We start from the raw sequence: 26,266 nt of genomic DNA, 5'->3' as shown, positions 1-26,266 counted from the left end.
TCTATTATTGTGCATGTTTATTCATAAAGCAATATTCTATATTAATAATAAAACAAAAATGGACAAAATCTTTCATTTTGTCCATTTTATTTGTATTAGTGCTATTTATAGCGTTTTTGCCAAATTTTTGATAAAGGATTTAAATTCTTTACCTAATTTTTCGTGACGAATACCATATTCTACGAAAGCTTCCATATAGCCAATTTTATCACCACAATCAAAAGTTTCCCCTGTCATATGAAATGCTTCAACGGTTTCTTTTTCAATGAGCATATCAATAGCATCGGTTAATTGGATTTCATCGCCAACACCAATTGGTGTTTTTTCTAACAAATCCCAAATTGCTGCTGAAAAAACATAACGCCCAACCACAGCAAGATTTGATGGTGCGTCTTCAATAGAAGGTTTTTCAACAATACTATTAATTTTTGCACTTTCGCCGCCATTAAGCTCAATGCCACCACAATCTGCAACACCATAGCTACTCACATTTTCTTGCGGAACTGGGGTTACCATAATTTGGCTTGCGCCAGTTTCATTAAAGCGTTGAATCATTGCAGCAAGATTTTCTTTTTTCTGATCTGCACTAAATTCAGCTAATAATACATCTGGTAACATAACGGCAAAAGATTCATTTCCTACTAAAGGACGACCGCATAACACGGCGTGACCTAAACCTTTCGCATTACCTTGACGAACGTGCATAATGGTTACATTTTTTGGACAGATAGAACGAACTTCTTCTAGAAGCTGACGCTTCACACGTTTTTCCAGCATCGTTTCTAATTCAAAAGATGTATCAAAATGGTTTTCGATAGCATTTTTTGATGAATGTGTTACCAGCACAATTTCTTTTATGCCAGCAGCTACACATTCATTTACCACGTATTGAATTAACGGTTTATCCACCAAAGTGAGCATTTCCTTCGGAATCGCCTTCGTGGCGGGCAACATACGTGTGCCAAGACCGGCGACAGGAATAATTGCTTTCATATTATCATATCCATTGTTTAACTAAGAGGAACCTAAATAGGGTTCATCTTTCGTTTGTTTAATTCGTTGGTAAATTTCTTCTCGGTGAACGGATACTTCTTTAGGTGCTTCAACACAGAGTTTAACTTGGTTTCCACGTACACTCAAAACAGTGATAGAAATATCATCTCCAATAAGTACACTTTCGCCAACTTTACGAGTTAAGATTAACACCTTTTATCTCCTTAGTTTGCATTTATTAGATATCCTATCAATCAAGGAACGGTTGGCATCTCACCAACCAGCTTGTACTACAGATTTTTGTTTAACCAGTCTTGTGCTACTTTAATTGCTTGTGCCACATTTTCTGGTTGGGAACCTCCTGCCATTGCCATATCTGGACGACCACCGCCTTTTCCTCCAACTTGTTGAGCCATTAAATTAACAAGTTCTCCAGCTTTTATTTTGGCGGTTAAATCATTTGTCACTCCAACGACGAGATTAACTTTTTCATCTAATATTGATGCAAATGCAATTACGCCTGAGCCGAGTTGATTTTTTAAATCATCGACCATCACACGTAATGATTTTGTTTCTATGCCGTCTAATTGTTGTGCGATAACAGAAACACCATTGATTTTTACCGCACTTTTTACAAAATCAGAACCTGCCTGCATTGCGGCTTTTTCTTTTAGACCTTGCAATTCTTTTTCCACTTTCTTCGCTTTGTCTTGAAGTTGCTGGATTTTTTCCGCTAAGGTATTTACGTCTGATTTTAATAAGTCTGCGCTTTGGGTCAGAATGCGTTGTTGATTATGTAACCAGTCAATGGCATTTTGACCTGTTACAGCTTCAATACGACGAATGCCTGCAGCCACTGCGTTTTCAGTAATAATTTTAAATAAACCAATATCGCCTGTGCGTTTTGCGTGAATACCGCCACATAGCTCAATTGAGAAATCGCCCATGGTTAATACACGAACCTTATCGCCATATTTTTCGCCAAAGAGAGCCATTGCTCCTTTTGCTTTTGCGGAATCAATATCCATAATATCTGTTTGAACTGGAAAGTTAGCGCGGATTTTTTGGTTTACTAATGTTTCAATTTCACTCAATTGCTCTTTGGTAATGGCTTCTGGTTGCGCAAAGTCAAAACGTAAGGCTTTATCTGAAACAAGCGAACCTTTTTGCACAACGTGTAAACCTAGAATTTGACGTAAGGCAGCGTGCAATAAGTGTGTCGCTGAGTGATTGAGTGATGTGTTGTGGCGACGTTTAGCATCCACAATCGCATTCACTGATTGTCCAACTTTCAAACTTCCTTGCGTTAATTCTCCAATGTGTCCAAATACTTGCCCATATTTTTGGGTATCTTTCACATTAAAGGTTACACTTTGTGTGCTTAAATATCCGCTATCGCCAATCTGACCACCTGATTCTGCATAAAATGGCGTATTTTCTAAAATAACGACCGCACTTTGACCTGCTTCGATACTTTCCACTGATTTACCATCATAGAAAAGTGCGGTAATTTTTGCCTGAGATTCTACTTCAGTATAGCCTTCAAACTTAGTTTCGCCATCTACACGAATAACGCTGTTGTAGTCCACACCAAACTGGCTCGCTGCTTGAGCACGAGTACGTTGCGCTTCCATTTTACGGTCAAACGCTTGTTCATTAATAGTAATATTGCGTTCACGACATACATCAGCCGTTAAATCCAATGGGAAACCATAAGTATCATAAAGTTTGAATGCAACTTCACCTGAAAGAATGCCATCTTTCACTTGAGAAAGGGCTTCATCTAATAAGCTCAACCCACGTTCTAGAGTGCGAGCAAATTGTTCTTCTTCTAGACGTAATAGTTTTTCAACATTTGTTTGTTTTGCTTTTACATCTTTTCCAGCTTCAGCCATTACATCAATTAGAGTTGGCACGAGTTTATAGAAAAAAGATTCTTTAGCACCTAATAAGTGACCGTGACGAACTGCACGGCGAATAATACGGCGTAAGACATAACCACGCCCTTCATTTGATGGGATAACGCCATCGGCGATTAAATATGCACAAGAACGAATATGGTCAGCAATAACACGTAGTGATTTGTTAGTTAAATCTGTTGCGCCTACAATTTCCGCCGTTTTTGCGATTAATGTTTTGAAAATATCAATCTCGTAGTTTGAGTTCACATGTTGCAACACAGCAGAAATACGCTCTAAACCCATACCTGTATCAACAGACGGACGAGGTAATTTTTCCATTGTGCCATCTGCTAAACGGTTGAACTGCATAAACACAACGTTCCAGATTTCAATATAACGGTCGCCATCTTCTTCTGGTGAGCCTGGAGGTCCGCCCCAAATATGATCGCCGTGATCGTAGAAAATTTCAGTACAAGGACCGCAAGGACCTGTGTCGCCCATTGCCCAGAAGTTGTCTGATGCGTAAGGTGCGCCTTTATTGTCACCAATGCGAATAATGCGTTCAGCAGGAACACCAACATCTTTATTCCAAATATTATAGGCTTCGTCGTCAGTTTCATACACGGTTACCCAGAGTTTTTCTTTAGGTAAACCAAGCCATTGTGGAGAAGTTAAATATTCCCAAGCAAAATTAATGGCATCGTTTTTAAAGTAATCGCCAAAACTGAAGTTACCGAGCATTTCAAAGAAAGTATGATGACGTGCGGTATAACCAACATTTTCTAAGTCGTTATGCTTACCACCAGCACGCACGCAACGTTGCGCGGTGGTGGCTCGAGAATAAGGGCGTTTATCCATTCCAAGGAATACATCCTTAAATTGGTTCATCCCAGCGTTCGTGAAAAGCAAAGTCGGATCATTTTCCGGCACAAGTGAGCTACTCTCAACTACTTGGTGACCTTTGCTATGGAAAAAATCAAGGAATGATTGTCTTATTTCTGCTGTTGTTTTCATTAAAAAGAATCCTTGTTACCCATAATAAAAATAAAAACTAAACCGTTCTATTTTTGCATATTTTTGAAATTTATAAAAAGGCTTTTTGCCAAAACCCCAAAATAAAACCGCACTTCACGACGCTATTTGAGAAGTGCGGTTAAAATTTAAGTTATTTCAGATTATTCAAAAAACAATTTCTTGTTAATTATTCATCTCTAAGTGGAACAACCAACATATCAATTTTAATCGTATTCATCACTTGACGTGTTGAAGACATTAACTTACTCCAAAAATCCTGATGATGTCCCGTCACTAATAAATCCACATCATATTGTTCGATGGCATCACTTAAAACTTGTCCTAAATCGCCGCTGCCACTCAATTTTTCTGAAATTGGATAATCCGCACTTTCAGTTAAATCTAATAGGGCTTTTTGTGTTTCCGTGGAAATCCTGTCTTGCATTGAAGACATATTCACATCAATCAATCCAGTATAAAGATCTGAAAAGTTCACATCAACGTGGATGATAGAAAGTTTTGCCTCGTGGCGTTTAGCAATCCCAACTGCTTTTTTAAGTAAAATTGGACTTTCTTCAGAAAGATCTACTGCCACTAAAATGTGTTTGTACATAATCGACTCCTTAACTGATTGGTTCGGCTTTTAACTGGTTCTAATGCTAACATTTTGAGCAATAAAAAACTGTGTACTAGATCACAATTTAAACATTTTTATTAAAAATTCATTAAATTTTCAATGTCTGCAATTTCTTTAGGGACAGCAGCGGTTAGGATTTTATTACCATATTCAGTCATCAGTAAATTATCCTCAATGCGCACGCCAATGCCTTTGTATTGCTCTGGCACATCTGCATCTTCTGAAATATAAATACCAGGCTCAACGGTAATTACCATGCCGATTTCGAGTATCCGTTGTTTATCTTGGCCATAACTACCCACATCATGCACATCTAACCCTAGCCAGTGCCCTAATCCGTGCATATAAAATTGGCGATAAGCTTGTTGTTCAACAAGTGTATCCACATCTCCTTTCAAGATACCTAAATCCACTAATCCTTGGGTTTTAATACGAATAACTTCATCATTGGCTTGCTTAATGGAATTGCCTGGTACAAGCAATTCAATCGCACGTTTTTGGGCTTTTAAAACTAACTCATAAATTTCACGTTGAGGCTGGCTAAATTTTCCATTTACAGGAAAAGTGCGGGTGATATCGCCTGCATACATGGCAAATTCACAGCCAGCGTCAATCAGCACTAAATCCCCATCATTTAATGGACGATCGTTTTCTGTGTAGTGCAAAATACAGGCGTTACTTCCCCCTGCAATAATGGAATTGTAAGAAGGAAATCTGGCACAATGGCGATTAAATTCATGCAAAATTTCACTTTCAATTTCATATTCAAAGCGATTTGGGCGTGTTGTTTGCATCGCTTTAATATGCCCAAGTGCCGTAATTTGTCCCGCTTGTTGTATTAAGCGGATTTCATTCGGCGATTTTATAAGGCGCATTTCGCTGAGCATTGGTCGCCAATCTAAAATCTCGCTAAAATTCACCGCACTTTCTGACACCAATGTATCACCCCAAGTATGAATTTCTGGCACATGGTAAAGTGCGGTCAAATTTTTCAGTATTTTTGGCAGTACGGTAGCGAACTCTTCAATAGAATAGGCTTCATTTACATTAAGTTGCTGTGGTGCACGCTCAACACCTAATCGGCGACCATTCCAAGTTTCAAGTAACGGATCGCGTGGTCGAAGAAAAATAATGGCTTTTTCTGTTTGTTCTGTTTTCAGTAATAACAGAGCAGCATTCGGTTCATTAAAGCCTGTTAAATACCAAAAATAGCTATCTTGACGGAAAGGATAGGTACAATCATTATTACGGCGTTTTTCGATTTCAGAAAAAAGCAATAATGCTGAATTAGGTTGCATTTGAGCGAATACTCGTGTGCGACGTTCCTCAAATTCTTCTTTAGGCAATTTAGCCATATAAGCCAATTCCATTCGAGATCTCCTTAATGTAATACAGGTTTGCTCTCAATTTCTTCTTCGTTGAAATGAGAATAGAACAACATTGCAATGGTGCGAACATATTCAATGATTTCTTCTAGCGCTTCCGCTAGTTCTTCTTCGTTATCATCTTCATCATAACCAAGTTGGCAAATATCTTGTAAATCATCTACGGCTTCGCCAATTTCACCTTTTTCTTTTGCTAATTCAGGTTGTGCTAAGCCAAGACCAAGTAAGAATTGGTTTGCCCAGTCAGATAGGCTATCCGCTTGTGTAAAGACATTTTCATTTTCACTTAAACCAAGTTCAAAGGTAAATCCTTCAACATCTGATAAGGTTTGATTAATTTGTTCATAAAGTTCTGTAACGGGTTGGACTAATCCTGTTGGATAAGCGTGATTATCATTGCTGAATTGATATAAGAGCGGTAGCCAACTTTGATCTTTTAAGCCTCCACAAAGTAAACCACTTAAAAAACCGTGTAGTTCTGTTGCATTAAAGCCGATTCCAGCAGATTTAAGTTGTTGGTTAAGGTCGGAATAAGAAATAAGCATAATAGATTTCCTGAGTAAATTTGAAATTAGTGTAAACCTTTGTAAATAAAAAAGCCATCGCTTGACCAATTAAATTAGATTAAGAGGCTGGTGGTGTGTCACAGCTTTTAATGCTAGAAATGAACTTAATTTATAGATCTTGTAATGACATTTTTATTATAAATAATGGTTTATTTAAATTTAAACTCTGTCCATTGATAATATTGCTCGCTTGCTTTTTGAATTCCGCCGTAATTTTGCCATTCAGGATGATTAGGCGTGTCGGGCAAACATTGGGTTTCTAGTGCTACGCCAGAAAAATCGGCATATAATTCGCCATTTCTCGTTGGTGTACCTGCAAGATAATTACCCGTATAAACCTGCAATGCAGCTTGCGAGGTTCTTACTTCCAAACTTAAATCGCCAGTTGGAGAGGTTAGTAACACACAAGGCTTTTGCCAAGCCTTATTGACAATAAAGGAATGATCGTAACCCTTTGTTGCTTGCTGATCCCCTTGTAAAAAATCTTGCTTGATGGGTTTAGCAATACGGAAGTCAAAACTTGTATTCACCACGTGCTTTAATGGAGAATTAGGAATCCCCTCATTATCTACAGGCAGATAAAAATCAGCATTTAAACGTAATGTATGTTCACGCACGTCACTGCCTTGCTCTGCATTTTCTAAATTGAAATAGGCATGATTCGTTAAGTTCAATGCAGTATCCTTATCACAAATCCCTGCATATTCAATTTTTACGCTATTATCATCTGTTAGCGTATAGGTTACAGACACATCCACATTACCAGGAAAACCCTGATCGCCATGCTCTGAATGTAATGAAAAACACACAAAATTTTTACCGCACTTTTGGATTTTCCAACGACGTTTATCAAAACCCTCTCCACCATGAAGCTGGTGCTTTCCTTGATTACTACTTAATTTAATAAGTTCGCCATTCAATTCAAATTGTGCATTTGCAATACGATTTGCATAACGCCCTACGCTTGCGCCTAAATAGCTTTGATGAGTGGGATAATTCTCTACCCTACAACCCAATAAAACCTCACGTAAAGTGCCATTTACTGGTATTTTACAAGAAAGCCAAGTTGCGCCCCAATCCATAAATTGAACACGCATCCCATTTTCATTTTGAAGGGTTATAAGCTGATAAGGTGCACCATCAGGCGCATTAAAAGTGGTTTGTTGTAACATCATTTTCTCTTAAATCACTCGAACACCTTGTGATGCGGTACACACATAAAAAGTTTCTTTTAAACCAGTCGTTTTCTCGTAATTATCCGCAATAATTTTACGAACTGCATCGACTTTATCATGCGGTGCAAGTGCGACAATACAGCCACCAAAACCGCCGCCCGTCATACGTGTGCCGCCACTTTTGCCAATAACAAGTTGAGCCAATTCAACTAAATAATCAATTTGTGGCACAGTGATCTCAAAATCATCACGCATTGAATCGTGAGATGCTTCCATTAGTTTACCTAAACAAGTCAAATCATTGTTCTTCAATGCTTCTACCGCATCAAGTACTCGTTGATTTTCTGTTACAACATGACGAGCGCGTTTTGCTGCTAACGGAGAAAGTGCGGTCAATTCTGCTTCTCTTTTTTGGAATTGCTCAACTGAAACATCTCGTAATGCTTTCACGCCAAAAAATTTTGCTGCCTCTTCACATTGCTGACGGCGAGTATTGTATTTGCCTGTTACTAAATCGTGCGGTACGTTTGAATTCACAATAATCACGGCGACATCTTGTGGCACGGGTGTTGGCGTGGTTTCAAGACTACGACAATCGATCATCAGTAAATGATTTTCCTGCCCAAGCGCAGAAATTAACTGATCCATATTGCCACAATTAGCACCGACAAATTGGTTTTCCGCTTTTTGCCCATTCAATGCAATATCCGTGTGAGAAAGTGGTAAATCGCCAAGTTGTTGGCAGAATTTACCCACCGCAACTTCTAACGCTGCAGATGAACTTAATCCAGAAGAAAGCGGCACATTACCAGAAATCACTAAATTTGCACCTTGTTGAAAGTGTGGGTAACGTTCTTGGATAAATTTTACAACCCCACGCACGTAATTGGCCCATTTGTGTTCACTCTTAGGAATTTCAACATTGAGAGAAAATTCATCAGTTTCATCAAGATCCGCCGCATAAACATTCCAAATATGATCATCTCGTTTTGTACCAGAAACGGCCGTACCAAAATTAATTGCGCAAGGCATAACAAAGCCGTCGTTGTAGTCAGTATGTTCGCCGATAATATTTACTCGACCAGGGGCATAGACGGTAATTTCTGGCAAATTTTTATGCTGTCTATTGAAAATTTGTTGAGCATTTTGGATTGGGGTCATATTTCTATCCTTTATATTAAATCTATACTCGATCTGCACCACTCTTTGCTAAAGCTAAAGAGGGGAACTGACTATATTATTTAGTTCTTTCTTTATAATGAACTTCACTCAAAGCACGTAATCGATCTGCAGCCTGTTCCGCCGTTAAATCGCGTTGGTTTTCGCCTAACATTTCATACCCCACCATAAATTTACGCACGGTTGCTGAACGCAAAAGAGGAGGGTAAAAATGAGCATGTAGCTGCCAATGTTCGTTATCTTCGCCATTAAACGGTGCCGCATGAAATCCCATTGAATATGGGAAAGAGGTTTCAAAGAGATTGTCGTATTTGGTCGTCAATTTTTTCAAAATAACCGCAAGATCTTTTGATTGTTCGTTACTTAATTCAGTTAAACGTTTTACATGAGTTTTTGGTAAAAGCAATGTTTCAAATGGCCAAATAGCCCAATAAGGCACTAAAGCGACCCAATGTTCAGTTTCAACGACAATACGTTCTTTCAACGCCAATTCTCGTTTTACATAATCAACCAACATTACTGAGCCATGTTTTAGCAAATAATCACGTTGTGTACGATCTTCACGAGCAACTTCATTTGGCAAGAAACTATTCGCCCAAATTTGACCATGTGGATGTGGGTTAGAACACCCCATTGCCGCCCCTTTGTTTTCAAAAATTTGCACCCATTGGTATTTCGCACCAAGCTCACGAAGTTGTTCCTGCCATACTTTAATCACTTCTTCAATCTCAAGTGCGGTCAATAATGGCAATGTTTTACTATGATCGGGAGAGAAACAAATGACTCGACTTTCCCCACGAGCTTGAGAACTTTGGAAAAGAGGATCGGAGGATTTTTCAGGGGCTGGTGTATCTTCTAAAAGCGCGGAAAAATCATTTTTAAATACATAAGGTTTACGATAATCTGGATTTAATTCCCCTGTAATACGCTTATTACTCGGGCAAAGATAACAAGTTGGATCATAACTTGGTTTTTGTTCTTCATTGACTTTTTCCTGTTGCCCTTGCCACGGGCGTTTGGCACGATGTGGCGAAACTAAAACCCATTGATCGATTAACGGATTGTAGCGACGATGTGGATGTTCTGTAGGTTCAAAAAGTGCGGTCATTTTGACTCCTGTTTTTTATCAATGTAAACGATTACATTAATTTATACTAAATTATTGTAAATAAACCGTGATCTTTGTCACAAAATAAGAAAATAAGCAAAATTTTTTATGATTTAGTTTATACTTATGAAAGTAACCGCTTTCAATTTATCGTAAATTATTTATGATCAAAATATAAGATTTATAGATTATAACAAGGGAAAAGTTATGAGTACTATTCGAGATGTCGCTAAATTAGCCAATGTATCTGTCGCTACCGTATCCCGAGTATTAAATCACTCTCTTTCTGTTAGTGAAAATACACGCCTTGTGGTGGAACAAGCTATTGCACAGTTAGCTTATCAACCTAATGCAAATGCTCAAGCCCTTGCCGTGCAAAACACCGATACAATTGGCGTGGTGGTAACCGATGTGACGGATGCTTTTTTTGCGATTTTAGTGAAAGCGGTGGATAAAGTAGCAGAAGCACATCAAAAAACGATTCTTATCGGTATTGGTTATCATCATGCGGAAAAAGAACGTGAAGCAATTAATACCTTATTACGTAAGCGTTGTAGTTCTCTTGTTGTACATTCTAAAGCCTTATCTGATGATGAATTAAGCCATTATTTAAATACTGTGCAAGGAATGGTAATCATTAACCGTGTTATTAAAGGTTATGAACATCGTTGTGTCAGTTTAGATAACCAAAAAGGCACTTATTTAGCCACGGAAATGCTTATTCGTTATGGGCATCAACATATTGCATATATCGGTTCAAATCACGCCATTTTTGATGAAGTTGAAAGAAGAAATGGTTATCTTGCCGCATTAAAAGATCACAATTATCCCATCATTGAACAGGCGATAACACTCAATAGCCCAGACTTTGAAGGCGGCGAAAAAGCAATGATTGATTTACTTAGTTATAACAAAAATCTTACGGCTGTCGTTGCTTATAACGATTCAATGGCGGCGGGAGCCATTTCAGTTCTCAATGAAAACAATATCAGCGTACCAAGCCAATTTTCAATTATTGGTTTTGATGATATGCCGATTGCCCGTTATTTGATCCCAAAACTAACCACAATTCGCTATCCTATTGATTTAATGGCAACTTATGCGGCTAAATTAGCATTAAGTCTAACTGACGAGAAAATAATTACACCTCCAGTAGTTCAATTTAACCCTACTTTGGTACGCCGTTTTTCGGTGGAATCGCGCTAATTTGTGACATGGATCACAAATTCATAATTTTTTATGTGATCATTTTCATTTTTTCAAATTTGCTCATAGATTAATTACGATAATTTATTTATGATGTGCGCAACCTTATCTATCCACATCAACCTTCCAAATAGGAGTGTTATTATGAAAAAAACAGCCGTGTTAAGTACCGTCGCTTTCGCTATTGCATTAGGTTCAGCATCTGCAAGTTTTGCTGCAGATAATCGTATTGGGGTAACGATTTATAAATATGATGATAACTTTATGTCTTTAATGCGCAAAGAAATTGATAAAGAAGCTAAAGTAGTCGGTAGCATTAAACTCTTAATGAATGACTCTCAAAATGCACAATCTATTCAAAATGACCAAGTTGATATCTTACTCTCTAAAGGCGTGAAAGCACTTGCGATTAACTTGGTGGACCCAGCGGCAGCTCCAACTATTATTGGCAAGGCAAAATCAGATAATATTCCTGTCCTATTCTTTAACAAAGACCCTGGTGCAAAAGCTATCGGTTCTTATGAACAGGCTTACTATGTAGGTACTGATCCAAAAGAATCAGGCTTAATTCAAGGGGATTTAATTGCAAAACAATGGAAAGCGAATCCAGCTCTTGACTTAAATAAAGATGGCAAAATCCAATTTGTATTATTAAAAGGCGAACCTGGTCATCCAGATGCGGAAGTGCGTACAAAATATGTTGTAGAAGAACTTAATGCGAAAGGTATCCAAACTGAACAATTATTTATTGATACTGGTATGTGGGATGCTGCAATGGCGAAAGATAAAGTAGATGCTTGGTTATCTAGCTCTAAAGCGAACGACATTGAAGTCATTATTTCTAACAACGATGGTATGGCATTAGGCGCGTTAGAAGCAACAAAAGCACACGGTAAAAAATTACCTATCTTTGGTGTGGATGCGTTACCAGAGGCATTACAATTGATTAATAAAGGCGAACTTGCGGGTACAGTATTAAACGATAGTGTAAACCAAGGTAAAGCAGTTGTTCAATTATCTAACAATTTAGCACAAGGTAAATCTGCAACTGAAGGTACAAAATGGGAATTAAAAGATCGTGTTGTACGCATTCCTTATGTTGGTGTGGATAAAGATAACTTAGGTGACTTCTTAAAATAATTTTCCATCAATTTTTGTTGTAGTCTAAGGGGAAGTGGATCTTCCCCTTTTTAAAGAGGTTGGATATGACAGCTCAAACTCAATGTCAAGACAGCCAAGTGCTGCTCACAATGACCAATGTCTGCAAGTCCTTTCCAGGCGTAAAAGCCTTAGATAACGCAAACTTAACGGTTCGATCACATTCTGTTCATGCTTTAATGGGTGAGAACGGCGCGGGCAAATCTACATTACTAAAATGTTTATTCGGTATTTATGCCAAAGATGAAGGCGAAATTCTTTTCTTAGGCGAACCCGTCAATTTCAAAACATCTAAAGAAGCCCTTGAAAATGGTATTTCAATGGTGCACCAAGAACTCAACCTCGTGCGCCAAACTAGCGTAATGGATAATTTATGGCTTGGACGCTATCCACTTAAAGGTCCTTTTGTTGATCACGCCAAAATGTACCGTGATACTAAAGCGATTTTTGATGAATTGGATATTGATGTAGATCCGAAAGAAAAAGTCGCTAAACTTTCAGTTTCTCAAATGCAGATGATCGAAATTGCGAAGGCGTTCTCGTATAACGCTAAAATCGTAATCATGGATGAACCAACATCCTCGCTTTCTGAAAAAGAAGTTGAGCATCTGTTTAAAATTATCGACAAATTAAAACAACGCGGTTGCGGCATTATTTATATTTCTCACAAAATGGATGAAATCTTCAAAATCTGTGATGAAATTACTATTTTACGCGACGGTAAATGGATCAACACGGTAAACGTGAAAGAATCCACAATGGAACAAATTGTTGGAATGATGGTAGGGCGTGAATTAACACAGCGTTTCCCTGAAAAAACCAACGTGCCAAAAGAAGTTATTTTGCAGGTGGAAAATCTTACCGCTAAAAATCAACCATCCATTCAAGACGTATCTTTTGAATTACGCAAAGGTGAAATTCTCGGTATTGCAGGACTTGTGGGGGCTAAACGTACCGATATCGTTGAAGCTATTTTTGGCGTACGTGAATTAATCGAAGGAACGATTAAGTTACACGGAAAAACTGTGAAAAATCATACCGCACTTGAAGCGATTAATAATGGCTTTGCATTGGTTACTGAAGAGCGTCGTTCAACGGGGATTTATTCTAATTTAAGTATTGAGTTTAATTCATTGATTTCAAATATGAAATCTTATCTCACTCCGTGGAAATTACTTAGCACGAAGAAGATGAAAAGTGATACCCAGTGGGTAATTGATTCAATGAATGTTAAAACACCATCACACAGAACTACAATTGGTTCTCTTTCTGGTGGTAACCAACAAAAAGTCATTATTGGTCGTTGGCTTTTAACTCAACCTGAAATTTTGATGCTAGATGAGCCGACTCGTGGTATCGATATTGGGGCAAAATTTGAAATTTACCAACTTATTCAAGAACTCGCTAAAAAAGATAAAGGCATTATTATGATTTCATCAGAAATGCCAGAATTACTGGGTGTGACTGATCGCATTTTAGTAATGAGTAACGGTAAATTAGCAGGTATCGTTGAAAGCGCAAAAACATCGCAAGAAGAAATTTTGCAACTCGCAGCAAAATATTTATAAACATAAGGAATGAATTATGAGTGCCTTAGAAAAAAACAAATCCTTTGATCTCTTAAAACAAAATGCGATTTATTTTGTGTTATTGATTTTGCTCGGCATCATCATTGCACAAGATCCGACATTCTTAAATTTAGTCAATTTCAGTAACATCTTAACCCAATCTTCTGTACGTTTAATTATTGCTTTAGGGGTTGCGGGTTTATTGATTACACAAGGGACTGACTTATCTGCAGGTCGTCAAGTTGGTTTGGCTGCAGTTATCTCTGCAACAATGTTGCAATCAATGGAAAATATTAACCGTGTGTTCCCTGAAATGGGACAAATACCAATTCCAGTGGTTATTCTCGCAGTTTGTGCTATCGGTGCAGTAATTGGTTTAGTGAATGGTTTAGTTATCGCTTACTTAAATGTAACTCCATTCATCGCAACCATGGGTACAATGATCATCATATATGGTTTCAACTCACTATACTATGATGCAGTAGGTGGTTCTCCAATCGCAGGTTTTAGCGAAAATTTCTCAACATTCGCGCAAGGATTCTTCCGAATCGGCAGCTTTAAACTCTCTTACATCACGATTTATGCAGCTATTGCAGCATTATTAGTATGGATTATGTGGAACAAAACTCGTTTCGGTAAAAACGTATTTGCTATCGGTGGTAACCCAGAAGCAGCTAAAGTATCTGGTGTAAACGTTGCACGTAACTTAGTTGCAATCTATATGATTGCAGGTATGTTCTATGCCTTTGGTGGTATGCTTGAAGCGGGTCGTATCGGTTCTGCAACTAACAACTTAGGTTTTATGTATGAATTAGATGCTATCGCCGCTTGCGTAGTGGGTGGTGTATCTTTTGCTGGTGGGGTAGGTACAGTAATTGGTGTTATCACTGGGGTTATTATCTTTACTGTTATCAACTACGGCTTAACTTACATCGGTGTAAACCCTTACTGGCAATACATCATTAAAGGTAGCATTATCATTCTAGCGGTAGCCATTGACTCGTTAAAATATGCGAAGAAAAAATAAAGCTGACGCAATCTTAATAAAATGAATGAAAAGTGGGCAAATTTGTCCACTTTTGTTTTATCTATTCAATTCTGAATTAAGGATATTTATGCAATAATCGGCAAACCCTGTATAATTGCGCCACCATTTTCATAGAGAGAAAAAAATGCTAATTAACTTTACACAAGTATTGCAAGACAGTTGGAATTTCTTCCGTAATCAGAAAAAAATTATGCTGCAATTTGTCGCAATTTTATTTATTGTGCAAAGGGCGAGTGCACTTTTAAGTTTTTCAGTTAATGATGAAAATAAAAATGATGTATTAAATCTCGCCAATACAGATATCACAAGTTTTATCTTTTCAGTTGCAATCACTCAAATTTTAACGAGCTTTATTGCAGCTTGGGGATTAATCTCAATCCATAAAATTAGCCTACAAAATTACCGCACTTTAGGTGAAACTTTCTCACTTACCTTGCGCCGTTTTGCAGGCGTAATTGTGTTAGATCTATTAATGGTTGCACCAATGTTACTTGGTCTTGGTGAAGCCTTTGCTGCATTACTCACAAAAAAATCGCCCTCTATTATGTCACTTATCGCGATGCTTGTTGGCGTTTGGTTCTTTGTCCGTTTAAATTTAACGGTAGTACATTATCTTTCTACTCAAGAGGCACTTTCGCAAACTATCCGAAAAATTTGGATGCAAGGAAATACTCGAAAAGGCGTATTGTTTATTTACACCCTACTGGTTTATTTTCTCGTGCCAATTCTTATTTTCCAATTAAGCGCATTTTCCAATAATGCTATATTTGATATGGTAATAGGCATTTTCACCGCATTACTTAATATTTTCATGCTAGTAGTGACTTATCGTTTCTACAGCTTATTTATGAAGGATTAATTAATATGAAACAACTTCTTGACTTTATCCCTTTAATTGTATTTTTTATCACTTACAAACTCGGTGGTGTACGTGAAGCAGCTATCGTATTAGTGGTTGCAACAATTTTGCAGATCGTGATTTTAAAATGGAAATACGGAATGGTTGAAAAACAACAGAAAATTATGGCAAGTGCGGTCGTTTTTTTTGGACTTTTAACCGCTTACTTTAATGAAATCCGCTATTTGCAATGGAAAGTGACAATTATCAATGGCTTATTTGCTATTGTTTTGCTCGTCGCACAATTTCAATTTAAAACCCCATTAATCAAAAAGTTACTTGGTAAAGAGCTACAACTGCCCGAAAAGGCTTGGAATACACTTAACCTTGGCTGGGCATTATTCTTTATTATTTGCATGTTGGTGAATATTTATATCAGCCATAATATGTCGGAAGAAGCTTGGGTTGATTTCAAATCTTTTGGAATTATTGGTATGACAGTGATTGCAACCATTATTTCGGGAGTTTATATTTATCGTTATTTGCCTAAAGATGGCTCAAATTCAAAAGACGGAGAGAAATAATGTCTGCCAATTTTACTGATAAAAATGGTCGCCAATCAAAAGGAGTTCTTTTACTACGAACTTTGGCGATGCCTTCTGACACCAATGCTAACGGAGATATTTTTGGTGGCTGGATTATGTCTCAAATGGATATGGGCGGCGCGATTTTAGCGAAAGAAATCGCACACGGACGCGTGGTTACTGTTGCCGTTGAAAGTATGAATTTTATCAAACCAATCTCTGTGGGCGATGTGGTTTGTTGCTACGGTGAATGTCTCAAAGTTGGGCGTTCTTCCATTAAAATTAAAGTAGAAGTATGGGTAAAAAAAGTGGCGAGTGAGCCAATTGGCGAACGTTATTGTGTCACCGATGCGGTATTTACTTTTGTTGCAGTTGATAATAATGGTCGCTCTCGCACGATTCCCCGTGAAAATAACCAAGAGTTAGAAAAAGCATTAGCCTTAATTTCAGAACAACCCTTGTAAATAAAAGGAAATCATTATGTACTATGTTATTTTTGCCCAAGATATTCCCAATACGTTAGAAAAGCGTCTTACCGTACGCGAGCAACACTTGGCTCGTTTAAAACAACTTCAAGCGGAAAATCGCTTACTGACAGCAGGCCCAAATCCTGCAATTGATGATGAAAATCCGAGTGAAGCTGGTTTTACAGGTTCAACTGTTATTGCTCAATTTGAAAATCTACAAGCGGCAAAAGACTGGGCTGCACAAGATCCTTATGTAGAAGCTGGCGTATATGCGGATGTTATTGTAAAGCCGTTTAAAAAAGTCTTTTAATTTAAATAACGTAATATGAAAAAAGTCGCCTTAATTTCTCTCTGTATTTTTACCGCACTTTCTGCTTTTGCCGATTCGCCTAATACGGCAACAGCATCAATCAATCTTGAGCAAGAGAAACAAAACTGGGCGTCAATACAGCATCAAGATTATTTAAAACGTCTAAAACAACGTGAAGTCTTTTTGCAAGTTGAAGGTTTGCTAAAAAGTGCGGTAAAAAACCAGCAATTTTCTGAAGCGACTCAAAATATCACAAAAACCTTAATAGACTCATTGCAAGGCTACCCTTTGCAATATGATCTGCTTGCTCGATTTTGGGAGACAAAAATCGCCTTTTTGCAGAATGATGATATTCAAGGAAAACAACAAGCAATAAATGAACTCAATGCGTTAGTGCAACAAAATTACCCTTTTGTGACGCCAGCATTTCAAGCCTTATTACAAAAACTATCCACGTTAAACGAACAACAAACATCAGCAACTTCAGATAATGCTAAAGAAAATAACAGGGTTCAAAAAGAACAAAATCAATTAGAAAATCCTAAAAAACTTGCTGAAATTGTAAGAAAAAGTGATCCTAACACTTTAGATAAAACCGTATTAATTGATGCTTTCCCACGTTATCTTAAAACGCTACCTGAACAAATGAATAACCTAAGTTTTGAATCCTATCAAAAATGGGCAAATACTTGGCAGCTCTCAGAAGATGAAATCAAACAGTGGAAAATAGCCTTTTTAAATCGCTTTTTTGATAATGAAAACACTGATTTTCAAAAATGGCGTGATGAACAAATCCGACAATTACAGACTGATAATTTAACCGAACGCCGTTTACGAATGGCTATTTGGCAAAAAACTGAATTAACCTCTTGGCTAAATTTGCTTTCTGCCGAATCAAAAAGTAAGCAAGAATGGCGTTATTGGGAAGCTAAACAAGATATATTAAAAAATACCAAAAAACTGACCGCACTTTCAAAAGAGCGTGGCTTTTATCCAATGTTAGCGGCTACACAATTAAAACAAGCATATCAACTGAATGTCCCTATTGCGCGAAGTTTTACTCAAGCTGAACAACTTCCTTTTAAGCAAGTTTTTGCAATGATTACAGAATTAAGAGAACTTGGACGAAATGGTTTAGCAAAACAACGTTGGCGAATTTTACTGGGTGATGTGGATTTCACGACTCAACTAAAACTCGCACAATATGCCGACAATCAACAATGGTTTGAATTAGCTGTTGATGCCTCTATCGTAGCAAAAGCGTGGGATTACCTTTCTCTTAGACTGCCAAATGCTTATTCAGAATATTTCAATGCGACATTGCAAAATTTGAATATCAGCAAAACTTTTGCAATGGCAATAGCCCGTCAAGAAAGTGCTTGGAATCCAATGGCACAATCTTCTGCAAATGCGCGGGGCTTAATGCAACTTCTGCCAAGCACAGCAAAATTGACTGCAGAGAATAATCAACTGCCTTATCAAGGCGAGCAAGATTTATTTAAACCATTAAATAATATTTCGCTCGGTACCGCACATTTGAATGAACTGAATGAAAAATATCCTAACAATCGTATTTTAATTGCTGCTGCATATAATGCTGGTGCAAGTCGAGTCGAAAAATGGCTAAGTCGCGCTAATGGAGAATTAGCACTAGACGAATTTGTCGCATCTATTCCTTTTTACGAAACTCGTGGTTATGTGCAAAATGTAGTGGCTTATGACTTTTACTATCAGATTTTACAAAATAAAGAAAACCCACAAATCTTTAGCCAAGAAGAATTGAATCGGCTATACTAACCACACTAGTTTAGTAGTGTAGAATGGGAGCGTAATTATGTATATCAGCCGCAATTTAGAACAATGGAATGCATTTCTTCAAATGCTGAAAATCGCCTTTGAAGAAAACAAAGCACAAGAGTTTCTAACCTTATTATTGACTGCGGACGAACGAGATGCCGTAGGATTACGTTTGCAAATTGTCTCTCAACTCTTGGATAAAAATCTCCCACAACGAGAAATTCAGCAAAATCTGAATACGAGTGCCGCCACCATTACTCGAGGTTCCAATATGATTAAAACGATGGATCCTGATTTTATGCAATGGATGAAACAACATCTTGATCTCATTGAAAAAAAACTGAGCGAATTTTTACCGCACTTCCACGCTTATTTAGTCCTAAATGGTGGAAAAAAAACTGGCAGCGAGTTGTCTTTCGTTTTTTTTTCGCCGTTTTTGCTTTGTTGCTGCTTTTTCGCTTTGTACCTATCCCATTTTCCGCTTATATGGTACAACAAAAAGTCGCTAATCTTTTACAAGGCGATTTTCGATACCAAATTCAATATGACTGGGTCAGCCTAGAAAATATTTCTCCCAATATTCAGCTAGCCGTGATTGCATCAGAAGATCAGCGTTTTCCTGAACATTTAGGCTTTGATTTTGAGGCTATCCAACGAGTAATTCGGTATAACGAAAAATCTAAAAAAGGAATCCGAGGAGCATCAACTATTTCCCAGCAAACCGCTAAAAACTTAATGCTTTGGCACGGACAAAATTGGCTACGAAAAGGTTTAGAAGTTCCAGCAACTATGTTACTCGAGCTGACTTGGTCAAAAAAACGTATTTTAGAAGTGTATTTAAATATTGCAGAATTTGGAAATGGTATTTTTGGTGTGGAAGCGGCAAGTCGATATTACTTTAAAAAATCAGCTAAAAATTTATCTCAAAATGAAGCCGCACTTTTAGCTGCCGTGTTGCCCAATCCAATCATTTATAAAGTAAATAAGCCAAGCTTGTTAGTTCGTAAAAAACAAGCTTGGATTTTGAGACAAATGGGAAATTTAGGTACTGAATACTTGAGCCATTTATAAAAAATCCAATCAAATTTCTAAAGTAAAACAAACTAAAAAATATTTACTTGATACATAAAATAAAAAAAACGAGTCCTAGACTCGTTTTTTATTTATAGCATTTTTATTACAGGTTTATTACCGCAAATAACACCCAAACGGTATAAATTGTGGCTAAACCATAAAAGATAAATCCACCAGCTGGCACGTGTATTTTAAGGTCGTGCATACCGTGGTGAATACGGTGTAAACCACACCACATTGGGAAAATAGTAAGCACTAAAATAACTAATTTACCAATCCAAGAATAAGCAAAAGTAATTAAATTATGTGCATCGACTAAACCAAATGGTAATAATAAACCGATGATTAGAATAACGACAGGAAGGAAAATTGCACTCACTGTGCCGCCTGCACCGAACATTAACCATACTGGCGGTTCGCCGGAGCGTTTTGGATTTTGATCAACCATTTTTTCTCTCCCTTAAATATAAACTAAAACTAAAGCAATCACGCTAACTAATGCGGTTACTGCCCAAAGTGCATTTCTTACAACGTGGTGTGGCAAGCGTTCATTTTTCACAATGATATTCATCACTTTTGGTGTCATTAAGAAATATGTCACCGTATGATAAAGCGTTGCGATAAGCGTAATAATATTTAAGAACACCACAATTGGATTTCTTAAAAACTCAATAAAGCTCAAAATGTCTAAGCCCAGTATTGGATTGCTTGCGAGGCAAAGTACACCATAAAGTAATACAATACAAAACCATACAGCAAAGATTGAAGTCGCTTCACGTAGCATATAAGCTTTGTAGAAGTCCAATTTTTGCCACCAAGTCGCTGTCATTGGACGAACATATTTTTTACGTTTACTCACTGTTACTGACATTCCTTCCCCTTAGCCTTTTGGTTTTAGCATAGAGATAACATAATCTTTGGCACTTTCCACTTTGCCTTGGTTAATTGCAGAAGCAGGATCCACATGTTTTGGACAAACTTCTGAGCAATAGCCAACGAAAGTACAACTCCAAACCCCGTTTTTACCATTTAATAATGACATACGTTTTGCTTTACCATGGTCACGGTTATCAAGATTATAACGGTGAGCCATCGTAATAGCTGCAGGGCCTAAGAATTCAGGATTTAAACCAAATTGAGGGCAAGCGGCATAGCATAAACCACAGTTGATACACATTGAGAATTGACGATATTTCTCAAGCTGTGCTGGTGTTTGTTTAGTACGGCTAACTTGCAATTCTTTCGATGGATGTGGTTTACCATCTAATGCTGGTGCTTCGTTACCAATAATATAAGGCTTAATTGCCTCTAAACTTTCGATAAAGTGGCTTAAATCAACCACTAAGTCGCGTTCAATAGGGAAGTTTGCTAATGGCTCGATACGCATATGGCCGCTGTAATCACGTAAGAACGTTTTACAAGCCAATTTTGGTTTGTTATTTACCATCATCCCGCAAGAACCGCAGATCGCCATACGGCAAGACCAACGATAAGAAAGAGATGGTTCAAGTTTATCCTTAATATAGCCTAACGCATCAAGCAATGAAGTTTGATTATCATAAGGTACTTGATAGGTGCTTAAATGTGGCTCTTGATCGATTTCAGGATTGTAGCGTAATACTTCTACATTCATTACTGGTGAATTAGCCATTTGCTTGCTCCTTAGCTTTCGCAGCTGCTTCTTGAGCTTCTGCTTCCGCACCGTAAACACGTTTTGCAGGTTGAGATTTAGTAATTTTCACCGGACTGTATTCAATGCGCGGTGCACCATTCTCATTGTAGAAAGCAAGTGTGTGTTTTAAATAATTGACATCGTCACGTTCTGTGTAATCTAAGCGTTGGTGAGCACCACGAGATTCTTTACGTTCAATCGCTGAATTTGCAATAGATTGTGCAACATCTAGAATGTAACCCAACTCAACGGTGTAAAGTACATCTGTATTGAACACGCTTGAATTATCTGATACGCGAATACGTTTGTAACGTTCTTTTAACTCTGCAATTTTATCTACTGCTTTTTGCATACTTGCTTGGTCACGGTAAATACCACAGCCTTCTTCCATCACGGTACCCATTTCATCACGGATTTCAGACCAAGATTCATTACCTTCTTGTTTGTGAAGAGCTTCTAGGCGAGCAACAACATCTTTTGCTTGAGCATCAACCGCACTTTGATTTACCGATTGAGCTTCAACTGCACGTTGTGCCGCATATTCCCCTGCAACGCGACCTAACACAACAAGTTCAGCTAAAGAGTTAGATCCTAAACGATTTGCACCATGTAAACCTGAAGATGCGCATTCTCCTACAGCAAATAAACCTTTGATACGTGTTTCGCTATTGAAATCGACTTCAATACCGCCCATGGTGTAGTGAACAACTGGACGAACTGGAATTGGTTCATTTACTGGATTTACACCTTCATAAGCACTTGCTAATTCACAAATGAATGGCAGACGCTCATGTAAATATTTTTCACCAAGATGACGTAAATCTAAATGCACCACATCTACGCCTTTCGCAGTTTTTAAGGTATTACCTTTTTTCCATTCTTGCCAGAATGCTTGAGAAACCTTATCACGAGGGCCAAGTTCCATATATTTATTTTGCGGTTTGCCAATTGGCGTTTCAGGACCTAGACCGTAATCTTGAAGATAGCGATAGCCATCTTTATTCACTAAGATACCGCCTTCGCCACGACAACCTTCGGTCATTAAAATACCCGTATTAGGTAAGCCTGTTGGATGATATTGAACAAACTCCATATCACGAAGTGGTACACCGTGACGATATGCCATAGATAAGCCGTCACCTGTTACAATGCCGCCATTGGTATTAAATTTAAATGCACGACAACCACCACCAGTTGCAATAACAACCGCATTGGCATTAATTTGAACAAGCGAACCTTCCATCATGTTCATTGCAACCATACCACGAGCATGGCCATCATCAACAAGAATATCTAATACGAAGTGTTCATCAAAACGTTGGATTTGTGGATATTGAATAGAAGTTTGGAAAAGCGTGTGTAATAAGTGGAAACCTGTTTTATCTGCAGCGAACCAAGTGCGCTCAATTTTCATTCCACCGAAACGGCGTACGTTTACATCGCCATCAGCTTTACGGCTCCAAGGACATCCCCAACGTTCTAATTGAGTCATTTCTACAGGGGAATGTTGCACGAAATATTCCACTACATCTTGCTCACAAAGCCAGTCCCCACCAGCAACGGTATCTTGGAAGTGTTTATCGTAAGAATCTTCTTCTTTGATAACTGCCGCTGCACCACCTTCTGCTGCTACAGTATGGCTACGCATCGGGTATACTTTAGAAACTAATGCAATTTTTAAGTTAGGATTTGCTTCTGCTGCGGCAATCGCTGCACGTAAACCACCGCCACCAGCACCAACAATCGCAATATCGACATTAACTGTTTGCACGATATCCTCCAATCAATAGAAAGTAAAAATAAATCCCCTAAAAGGGTAGTATTGTGTGGGCATTGTGCCATTTTTTGTTACAAATTAATAACGTTTTTTATGTCTAAAGATGGAAAAGATCGTATTTTGTGATCTACCTCAAAAAAGCTAAGATTGAGTTGAGAGTAGCTCTCGTTTACAATGTGCAAAATTTTTAAAACAGGATTAAAAATGACCGCACTTAATCATTGGCAACCTTCTGCCGATATAAAAAATCTTCTTAAACGGGCAAAAATTATTGCTGAAATTCGTCAATTTTTTACAGAACGCGGTTTGCTTGAAGTAGAGACCCCTGTTCTAAGTGAATTTGGCGTCACTGATTTACATCTCTCCACCTTTAGCACGGAATTTCTTGCGCCTTTCGGTGAACAATCCAAAACACTTTGGCTTTCTACAAGCCCTGAATATCATATGAAACGCTTGCTTGCAGCAGGGAGTGGGCCGATATTCCAAATCAGTAAAGTGTTTCGCAATGAAGAAGCTGGAAATCGCCATAATCCAGAATTTACTATGTTGGAATGGTATCGACCGCACTTTCATATGCATCGTTTAATTAATGAAGTAGATGATTTGCTCCAACAAATTTTAGATTGTCCACCTGCAGAAAGTTTAAGCTACCAATTTGTTTTCCAAGAATATGTAGGCTTAGATCCCTTATCAGCAGAACGTTCAGAATTAATTGAAGCAGCACGTAAACATAATTTTATGGCTGAAGATAATGAAGATCGCGATACGTTATTACAGTTTTTATTTAGTGAAGTCGTTGAGCCTCAAATTGGAAAAGAACGACCTATTGCCGTGTATCATTTCCCTTCAACACAAGCAGCTCTAGCACAAGTAAGCCCAGAAGATCAGCGGGTAGCAGAACGCTTTGAGTTCTATTATAAAGGTTTAGAATTAGCCAATGGTTTTCACGAACTTGCCGATGCGCAAGAACAACGTCATCGCTTTGAATTAGATAATCAACAAAGACAAAAATGTGAATTGCCTACTCGAGAAATTGATGAACGCTTTCTTGCTGCCTTAGAAGCGGGTATGCCAGATGCTTCAGGTGTCGCATTAGGAATAGATCGTTTAATGATGATCGCTTTAGATTGTGAAAAAATTAATGACGTTATTTCTTTTGCTATGGACAATGCTTAAAGGTAAAAGTGCGGTAAAAATTATCATCATTTTTATTTAATGGGTGATCCATAATGGGAATTTTATATTCATTGATAGCCCGCCTAATGGGCTTTTTTCAGCCCAAACACTTTATTACATGAGACACAATTGAAGCCCTAATCCTGAGCCTCCAGTCGCTCTAGTTCGCGCTTCATCTACGCGATAAAACGGAGTGAAAATTTTTTCAAATTCATTCGGATTTACCCCAGATCCGTTGTCATTGATGCAGATCCTGAGGAATTCTTCTTTTTCTTCTTTTTGGATAAAAATATGAAGAATTTCTTTTTGATAATTAACAATATTCGCTTCTTTTAATGGGGGAATAAATTCTGAGATCGAAATTAGGTACAGTGATCACAAGGTTCATCATTATGAAAAAAAGAAAACCAAAACATAAGAAATGTTTGGATAGTGAGTTGATTTAAATTGAAAAAATAACCTAATTTCATAAAAATTAGGTAACTAAAGCGTATCCTTTTCCGCGTAAAGTTTTAAACCAAGATGGCTTGTTTTTTCGTTCTGGTAATTTGCGTCTTAAATTAGAGATGTGCATATCAAGAGAACGGTCAAATGGAGTGAGTGGTTTTTCCATTACTTCTAAACTTAATTCTTCTCGACTTACCACATTTCCCTTAGATTTAAGCAATAAACACAGAATCTTAAATTCATAATCAGTTAAATTTAGATTTTCTTCATTATAGGTTGCAATTCCGTGAGAAAAGTGGAGAGTAATTCCGTCAAAGGAAAGGATTTCTACATTTGATATATTATTTGAAGGAGATGCACTACGACGCAAAATCGCCTTAATTCTTGCAATAAGTTCACGATCGTTAAAAGGCTTGGGTAAACAATCATCCGCTCCCAATTCTAAGCCTAATACGCGATCAATGTCTTCGCCTCTTGCTGTTAGCATCATCACTGGCATGTTAGAGACTTTACGAATTTCTTTTAATGTTTCGATACCATTTAACTTTGGCATCATTACATCAAGTAAAACCAGCTTATAGCTTTCATTGAGTTTTTGTAATGCTTCTAATCCATTATTTGCAGTTTCAACGTCAAAACCCTCAAGTTCTAAAAGTGTAGAAAGTAGTTCAGTTAATTCAATATCATCATCAACGAGTAAGAGTTTTGACATTGGAGATTCCTTTTACCAATTATTCTTATTGTAGTGCGGTGAAAATAAAAAGATTATTTCCAGAATTTCCACCAGCTTGATTTTGGTTTCTCACCTGTTTCAATAATGGTGTTATTTTCGCCTTGTTGTGAAACCTGTGGTAAAGGTTTATCAAGATGGGTTTCTGTCACGATACCGTGCGGATCGAATTTTACGGTTAGCGTATGTTGAACTGGCGTTTCATAGGCACGTTGTTGTAAGAACACATAGTACCAAGTCTGACTATTATAAGGATCGACTAATACTGGCGTACCCAACAAATATTGTACTTGTTGAGCAGTCATGCCTTCTTTAACTTGCGCAACGGTAGTCGCCTCTAAATAGTTGCCTTGCGGTACATCAATTCGATATACAACTTTTTCAACGGTGGAACAAGAAGCGAGGCTTAATGCTAAAAAGGTTGCGCCTAAAAGTGTTTTAACTTGCATTTTCTTT

Annotated in this window: 27 protein-coding genes and 1 pseudogene; 12 read left to right on the top strand and 16 right to left on the bottom strand. The window is 37.7% G+C overall.

Annotation, left to right across the window (positions count from 1 at the left end; genetic code table 11):
• Nucleotides 1-105: 105 nt before the first annotated feature.
• From galU to galT, 9 genes are all read right to left on the bottom strand, one after another.
• On the bottom strand, nucleotides 106-993 hold the full coding sequence (gene galU / locus DQN49_RS00955) for a UTP--glucose-1-phosphate uridylyltransferase GalU (RefSeq protein ID WP_005652408.1): 888 nt from the start codon (nucleotides 991-993) through the stop codon (nucleotides 106-108).
• Nucleotides 994-1,014: 21 nt separating this feature from the next.
• Nucleotides 1,015-1,206 carry a carbon storage regulator CsrA gene (csrA, locus tag DQN49_RS00950; RefSeq protein WP_006995485.1) on the bottom strand — a complete coding sequence of 64 codons (192 nt, stop codon included), beginning with the start codon at nucleotides 1,204-1,206 and terminating at the stop codon, nucleotides 1,015-1,017.
• Nucleotides 1,207-1,283: 77 nt separating this feature from the next.
• A complete protein-coding gene (gene alaS / locus DQN49_RS00945) occupies nucleotides 1,284-3,908 on the bottom strand; it encodes an alanine--tRNA ligase (RefSeq protein WP_006995486.1) in 2,625 nt (874 codons plus the stop codon).
• 187 nt (nucleotides 3,909-4,095) lie between these two features.
• Nucleotides 4,096-4,521, bottom strand: coding sequence for a universal stress protein UspA (gene uspA / locus DQN49_RS00940; protein WP_006995487.1), 426 nt, complete (start codon nucleotides 4,519-4,521; stop codon nucleotides 4,096-4,098).
• A gap of 101 nt (nucleotides 4,522-4,622) precedes the next feature.
• Nucleotides 4,623-5,915, bottom strand: coding sequence for a Xaa-Pro aminopeptidase (pepP, locus tag DQN49_RS00935; protein ID WP_006995488.1), 1,293 nt, complete (start codon nucleotides 5,913-5,915; stop codon nucleotides 4,623-4,625).
• Nucleotides 5,916-5,926: 11 nt separating this feature from the next.
• The gene (locus tag DQN49_RS00930) at nucleotides 5,927-6,475 is read right to left on the bottom strand and encodes a YecA/YgfB family protein (RefSeq protein WP_006995489.1); all 549 of its coding nucleotides are present in this window, start codon (nucleotides 6,473-6,475) and stop codon (nucleotides 5,927-5,929) included.
• A gap of 170 nt (nucleotides 6,476-6,645) precedes the next feature.
• Nucleotides 6,646-7,668, bottom strand: coding sequence for a galactose-1-epimerase (gene galM, locus DQN49_RS00925; RefSeq protein ID WP_032826259.1), 1,023 nt, complete (start codon nucleotides 7,666-7,668; stop codon nucleotides 6,646-6,648).
• A 9-nt stretch (nucleotides 7,669-7,677) separates the two neighbouring features.
• On the bottom strand, nucleotides 7,678-8,832 hold the full coding sequence (galK, locus tag DQN49_RS00920; protein ID WP_032826260.1) for a galactokinase: 1,155 nt from the start codon (nucleotides 8,830-8,832) through the stop codon (nucleotides 7,678-7,680).
• Nucleotides 8,833-8,908: 76 nt separating this feature from the next.
• Nucleotides 8,909-9,958, bottom strand: a complete 1,050-nt coding sequence (gene galT, locus DQN49_RS00915) for a galactose-1-phosphate uridylyltransferase (RefSeq protein WP_006995492.1) — start codon at nucleotides 9,956-9,958, stop codon at nucleotides 8,909-8,911.
• A gap of 207 nt (nucleotides 9,959-10,165) precedes the next feature.
• Here galT and DQN49_RS00910 point away from each other — a divergent pair, with 207 nt between their 5' ends.
• From DQN49_RS00910 to mtgA, 11 genes and pseudogenes are all read left to right on the top strand, one after another.
• Nucleotides 10,166-11,164, top strand: a complete 999-nt coding sequence (locus DQN49_RS00910; RefSeq protein ID WP_005663077.1) for a substrate-binding domain-containing protein — start codon at nucleotides 10,166-10,168, stop codon at nucleotides 11,162-11,164.
• A 144-nt stretch (nucleotides 11,165-11,308) separates the two neighbouring features.
• On the top strand, nucleotides 11,309-12,304 hold the full coding sequence (mglB, locus tag DQN49_RS00905) for a galactose/glucose ABC transporter substrate-binding protein MglB (protein WP_006995493.1): 996 nt from the start codon (nucleotides 11,309-11,311) through the stop codon (nucleotides 12,302-12,304).
• A gap of 65 nt (nucleotides 12,305-12,369) precedes the next feature.
• Nucleotides 12,370-13,890 carry a galactose/methyl galactoside ABC transporter ATP-binding protein MglA gene (gene mglA / locus DQN49_RS00900; protein ID WP_005652432.1) on the top strand — a complete coding sequence of 507 codons (1,521 nt, stop codon included), beginning with the start codon at nucleotides 12,370-12,372 and terminating at the stop codon, nucleotides 13,888-13,890.
• 16 nt (nucleotides 13,891-13,906) lie between these two features.
• Nucleotides 13,907-14,917 carry a galactose/methyl galactoside ABC transporter permease MglC gene (gene mglC, locus DQN49_RS00895; RefSeq protein WP_006995494.1) on the top strand — a complete coding sequence of 337 codons (1,011 nt, stop codon included), beginning with the start codon at nucleotides 13,907-13,909 and terminating at the stop codon, nucleotides 14,915-14,917.
• Nucleotides 14,918-15,062: 145 nt separating this feature from the next.
• Complete coding sequence (locus DQN49_RS00890) at nucleotides 15,063-15,797, top strand: hypothetical protein (protein WP_006995495.1); 735 nt, start codon at nucleotides 15,063-15,065, stop codon at nucleotides 15,795-15,797.
• 5 nt (nucleotides 15,798-15,802) lie between these two features.
• Nucleotides 15,803-16,360: a septation protein A gene (locus DQN49_RS00885; RefSeq protein WP_006995496.1), complete on the top strand. Its 558-nt coding sequence runs from the start codon at nucleotides 15,803-15,805 to the stop codon at nucleotides 16,358-16,360.
• Entirely contained in the window at nucleotides 16,360-16,824 is a 465-nt protein-coding gene (gene yciA, locus DQN49_RS00880; protein ID WP_005652441.1) for an acyl-CoA thioester hydrolase YciA, read from the top strand. The genes DQN49_RS00885 and yciA overlap by 1 nt, the downstream gene beginning before the upstream one ends.
• A 16-nt stretch (nucleotides 16,825-16,840) precedes the next feature.
• Nucleotides 16,841-17,137: a YciI family protein gene (locus DQN49_RS00875; protein WP_006995497.1), complete on the top strand. Its 297-nt coding sequence runs from the start codon at nucleotides 16,841-16,843 to the stop codon at nucleotides 17,135-17,137.
• Nucleotides 17,138-17,152: 15 nt separating this feature from the next.
• Nucleotides 17,153-18,934: a transglycosylase SLT domain-containing protein gene (locus tag DQN49_RS00870; RefSeq protein WP_006995498.1), complete on the top strand. Its 1,782-nt coding sequence runs from the start codon at nucleotides 17,153-17,155 to the stop codon at nucleotides 18,932-18,934.
• Between the two features lie 37 nt (nucleotides 18,935-18,971).
• Nucleotides 18,972-19,271, top strand: a pseudogene (trpR, locus tag DQN49_RS10270) (trp operon repressor); the annotation flags it as partial.
• Between the two features lie 11 nt (nucleotides 19,272-19,282).
• Nucleotides 19,283-20,005 carry a monofunctional biosynthetic peptidoglycan transglycosylase gene (gene mtgA / locus DQN49_RS00860; RefSeq protein ID WP_065246978.1) on the top strand — a complete coding sequence of 241 codons (723 nt, stop codon included), beginning with the start codon at nucleotides 19,283-19,285 and terminating at the stop codon, nucleotides 20,003-20,005.
• A gap of 106 nt (nucleotides 20,006-20,111) precedes the next feature.
• On the opposite strand, the gene frdD is transcribed toward mtgA, so the two are convergent.
• The 4 genes from frdD to frdA are packed head-to-tail and all read right to left on the bottom strand — an operon-like array spanning nucleotide 20,112 to nucleotide 23,451.
• Complete coding sequence (gene frdD, locus DQN49_RS00855; RefSeq protein WP_006995501.1) at nucleotides 20,112-20,456, bottom strand: fumarate reductase subunit FrdD; 345 nt, start codon at nucleotides 20,454-20,456, stop codon at nucleotides 20,112-20,114.
• 12 nt (nucleotides 20,457-20,468) lie between these two features.
• Nucleotides 20,469-20,879: a fumarate reductase subunit FrdC gene (frdC, locus tag DQN49_RS00850; RefSeq protein ID WP_006995502.1), complete on the bottom strand. Its 411-nt coding sequence runs from the start codon at nucleotides 20,877-20,879 to the stop codon at nucleotides 20,469-20,471.
• A 9-nt stretch (nucleotides 20,880-20,888) separates the two neighbouring features.
• Nucleotides 20,889-21,659 (bottom strand): succinate dehydrogenase/fumarate reductase iron-sulfur subunit, encoded by a 771-nt coding sequence (locus tag DQN49_RS00845; protein WP_005639269.1) that lies wholly within the window; start codon nucleotides 21,657-21,659, stop codon nucleotides 20,889-20,891.
• Entirely contained in the window at nucleotides 21,652-23,451 is a 1,800-nt protein-coding gene (gene frdA, locus DQN49_RS00840) for a fumarate reductase (quinol) flavoprotein subunit (RefSeq protein WP_005663061.1), read from the bottom strand. Before frdA ends, DQN49_RS00845 begins: the two co-directional genes overlap by 8 nt.
• A gap of 210 nt (nucleotides 23,452-23,661) precedes the next feature.
• On the opposite strand from frdA, the gene epmA reads away from it, so the two are divergent.
• Nucleotides 23,662-24,633, top strand: coding sequence for an elongation factor P--(R)-beta-lysine ligase (gene epmA, locus DQN49_RS00835; protein WP_005686046.1), 972 nt, complete (start codon nucleotides 23,662-23,664; stop codon nucleotides 24,631-24,633).
• 114 nt (nucleotides 24,634-24,747) lie between these two features.
• Here epmA and DQN49_RS10335 read toward each other — a convergent pair whose 3' ends face one another.
• The 3 genes from DQN49_RS10335 to bamE all read right to left on the bottom strand — a co-directional run bounded on the left by DQN49_RS10335 (nucleotide 24,748) and on the right by bamE (nucleotide 26,259).
• Nucleotides 24,748-24,918, bottom strand: a complete 171-nt coding sequence (locus tag DQN49_RS10335) for an ATP-binding protein (protein WP_231902540.1) — start codon at nucleotides 24,916-24,918, stop codon at nucleotides 24,748-24,750.
• A gap of 190 nt (nucleotides 24,919-25,108) precedes the next feature.
• Nucleotides 25,109-25,792, bottom strand: coding sequence for a response regulator (locus DQN49_RS00825; RefSeq protein ID WP_006995504.1), 684 nt, complete (start codon nucleotides 25,790-25,792; stop codon nucleotides 25,109-25,111).
• Nucleotides 25,793-25,845: 53 nt separating this feature from the next.
• Nucleotides 25,846-26,259, bottom strand: coding sequence for an outer membrane protein assembly factor BamE (bamE, locus tag DQN49_RS00820; protein ID WP_005655664.1), 414 nt, complete (start codon nucleotides 26,257-26,259; stop codon nucleotides 25,846-25,848).
• Nucleotides 26,260-26,266 lie beyond the last annotated feature (7 nt).

Origin of the sequence: Haemophilus aegyptius (genome assembly GCF_900475885.1) — a bacterium.
Classification (GTDB): Bacteria; Pseudomonadota; Gammaproteobacteria; order Enterobacterales; family Pasteurellaceae; genus Haemophilus; species Haemophilus influenzae.
Note: the sequence above shows the minus strand (reverse complement) of the source record. Positions and strands in the feature narration are given on the sequence as shown.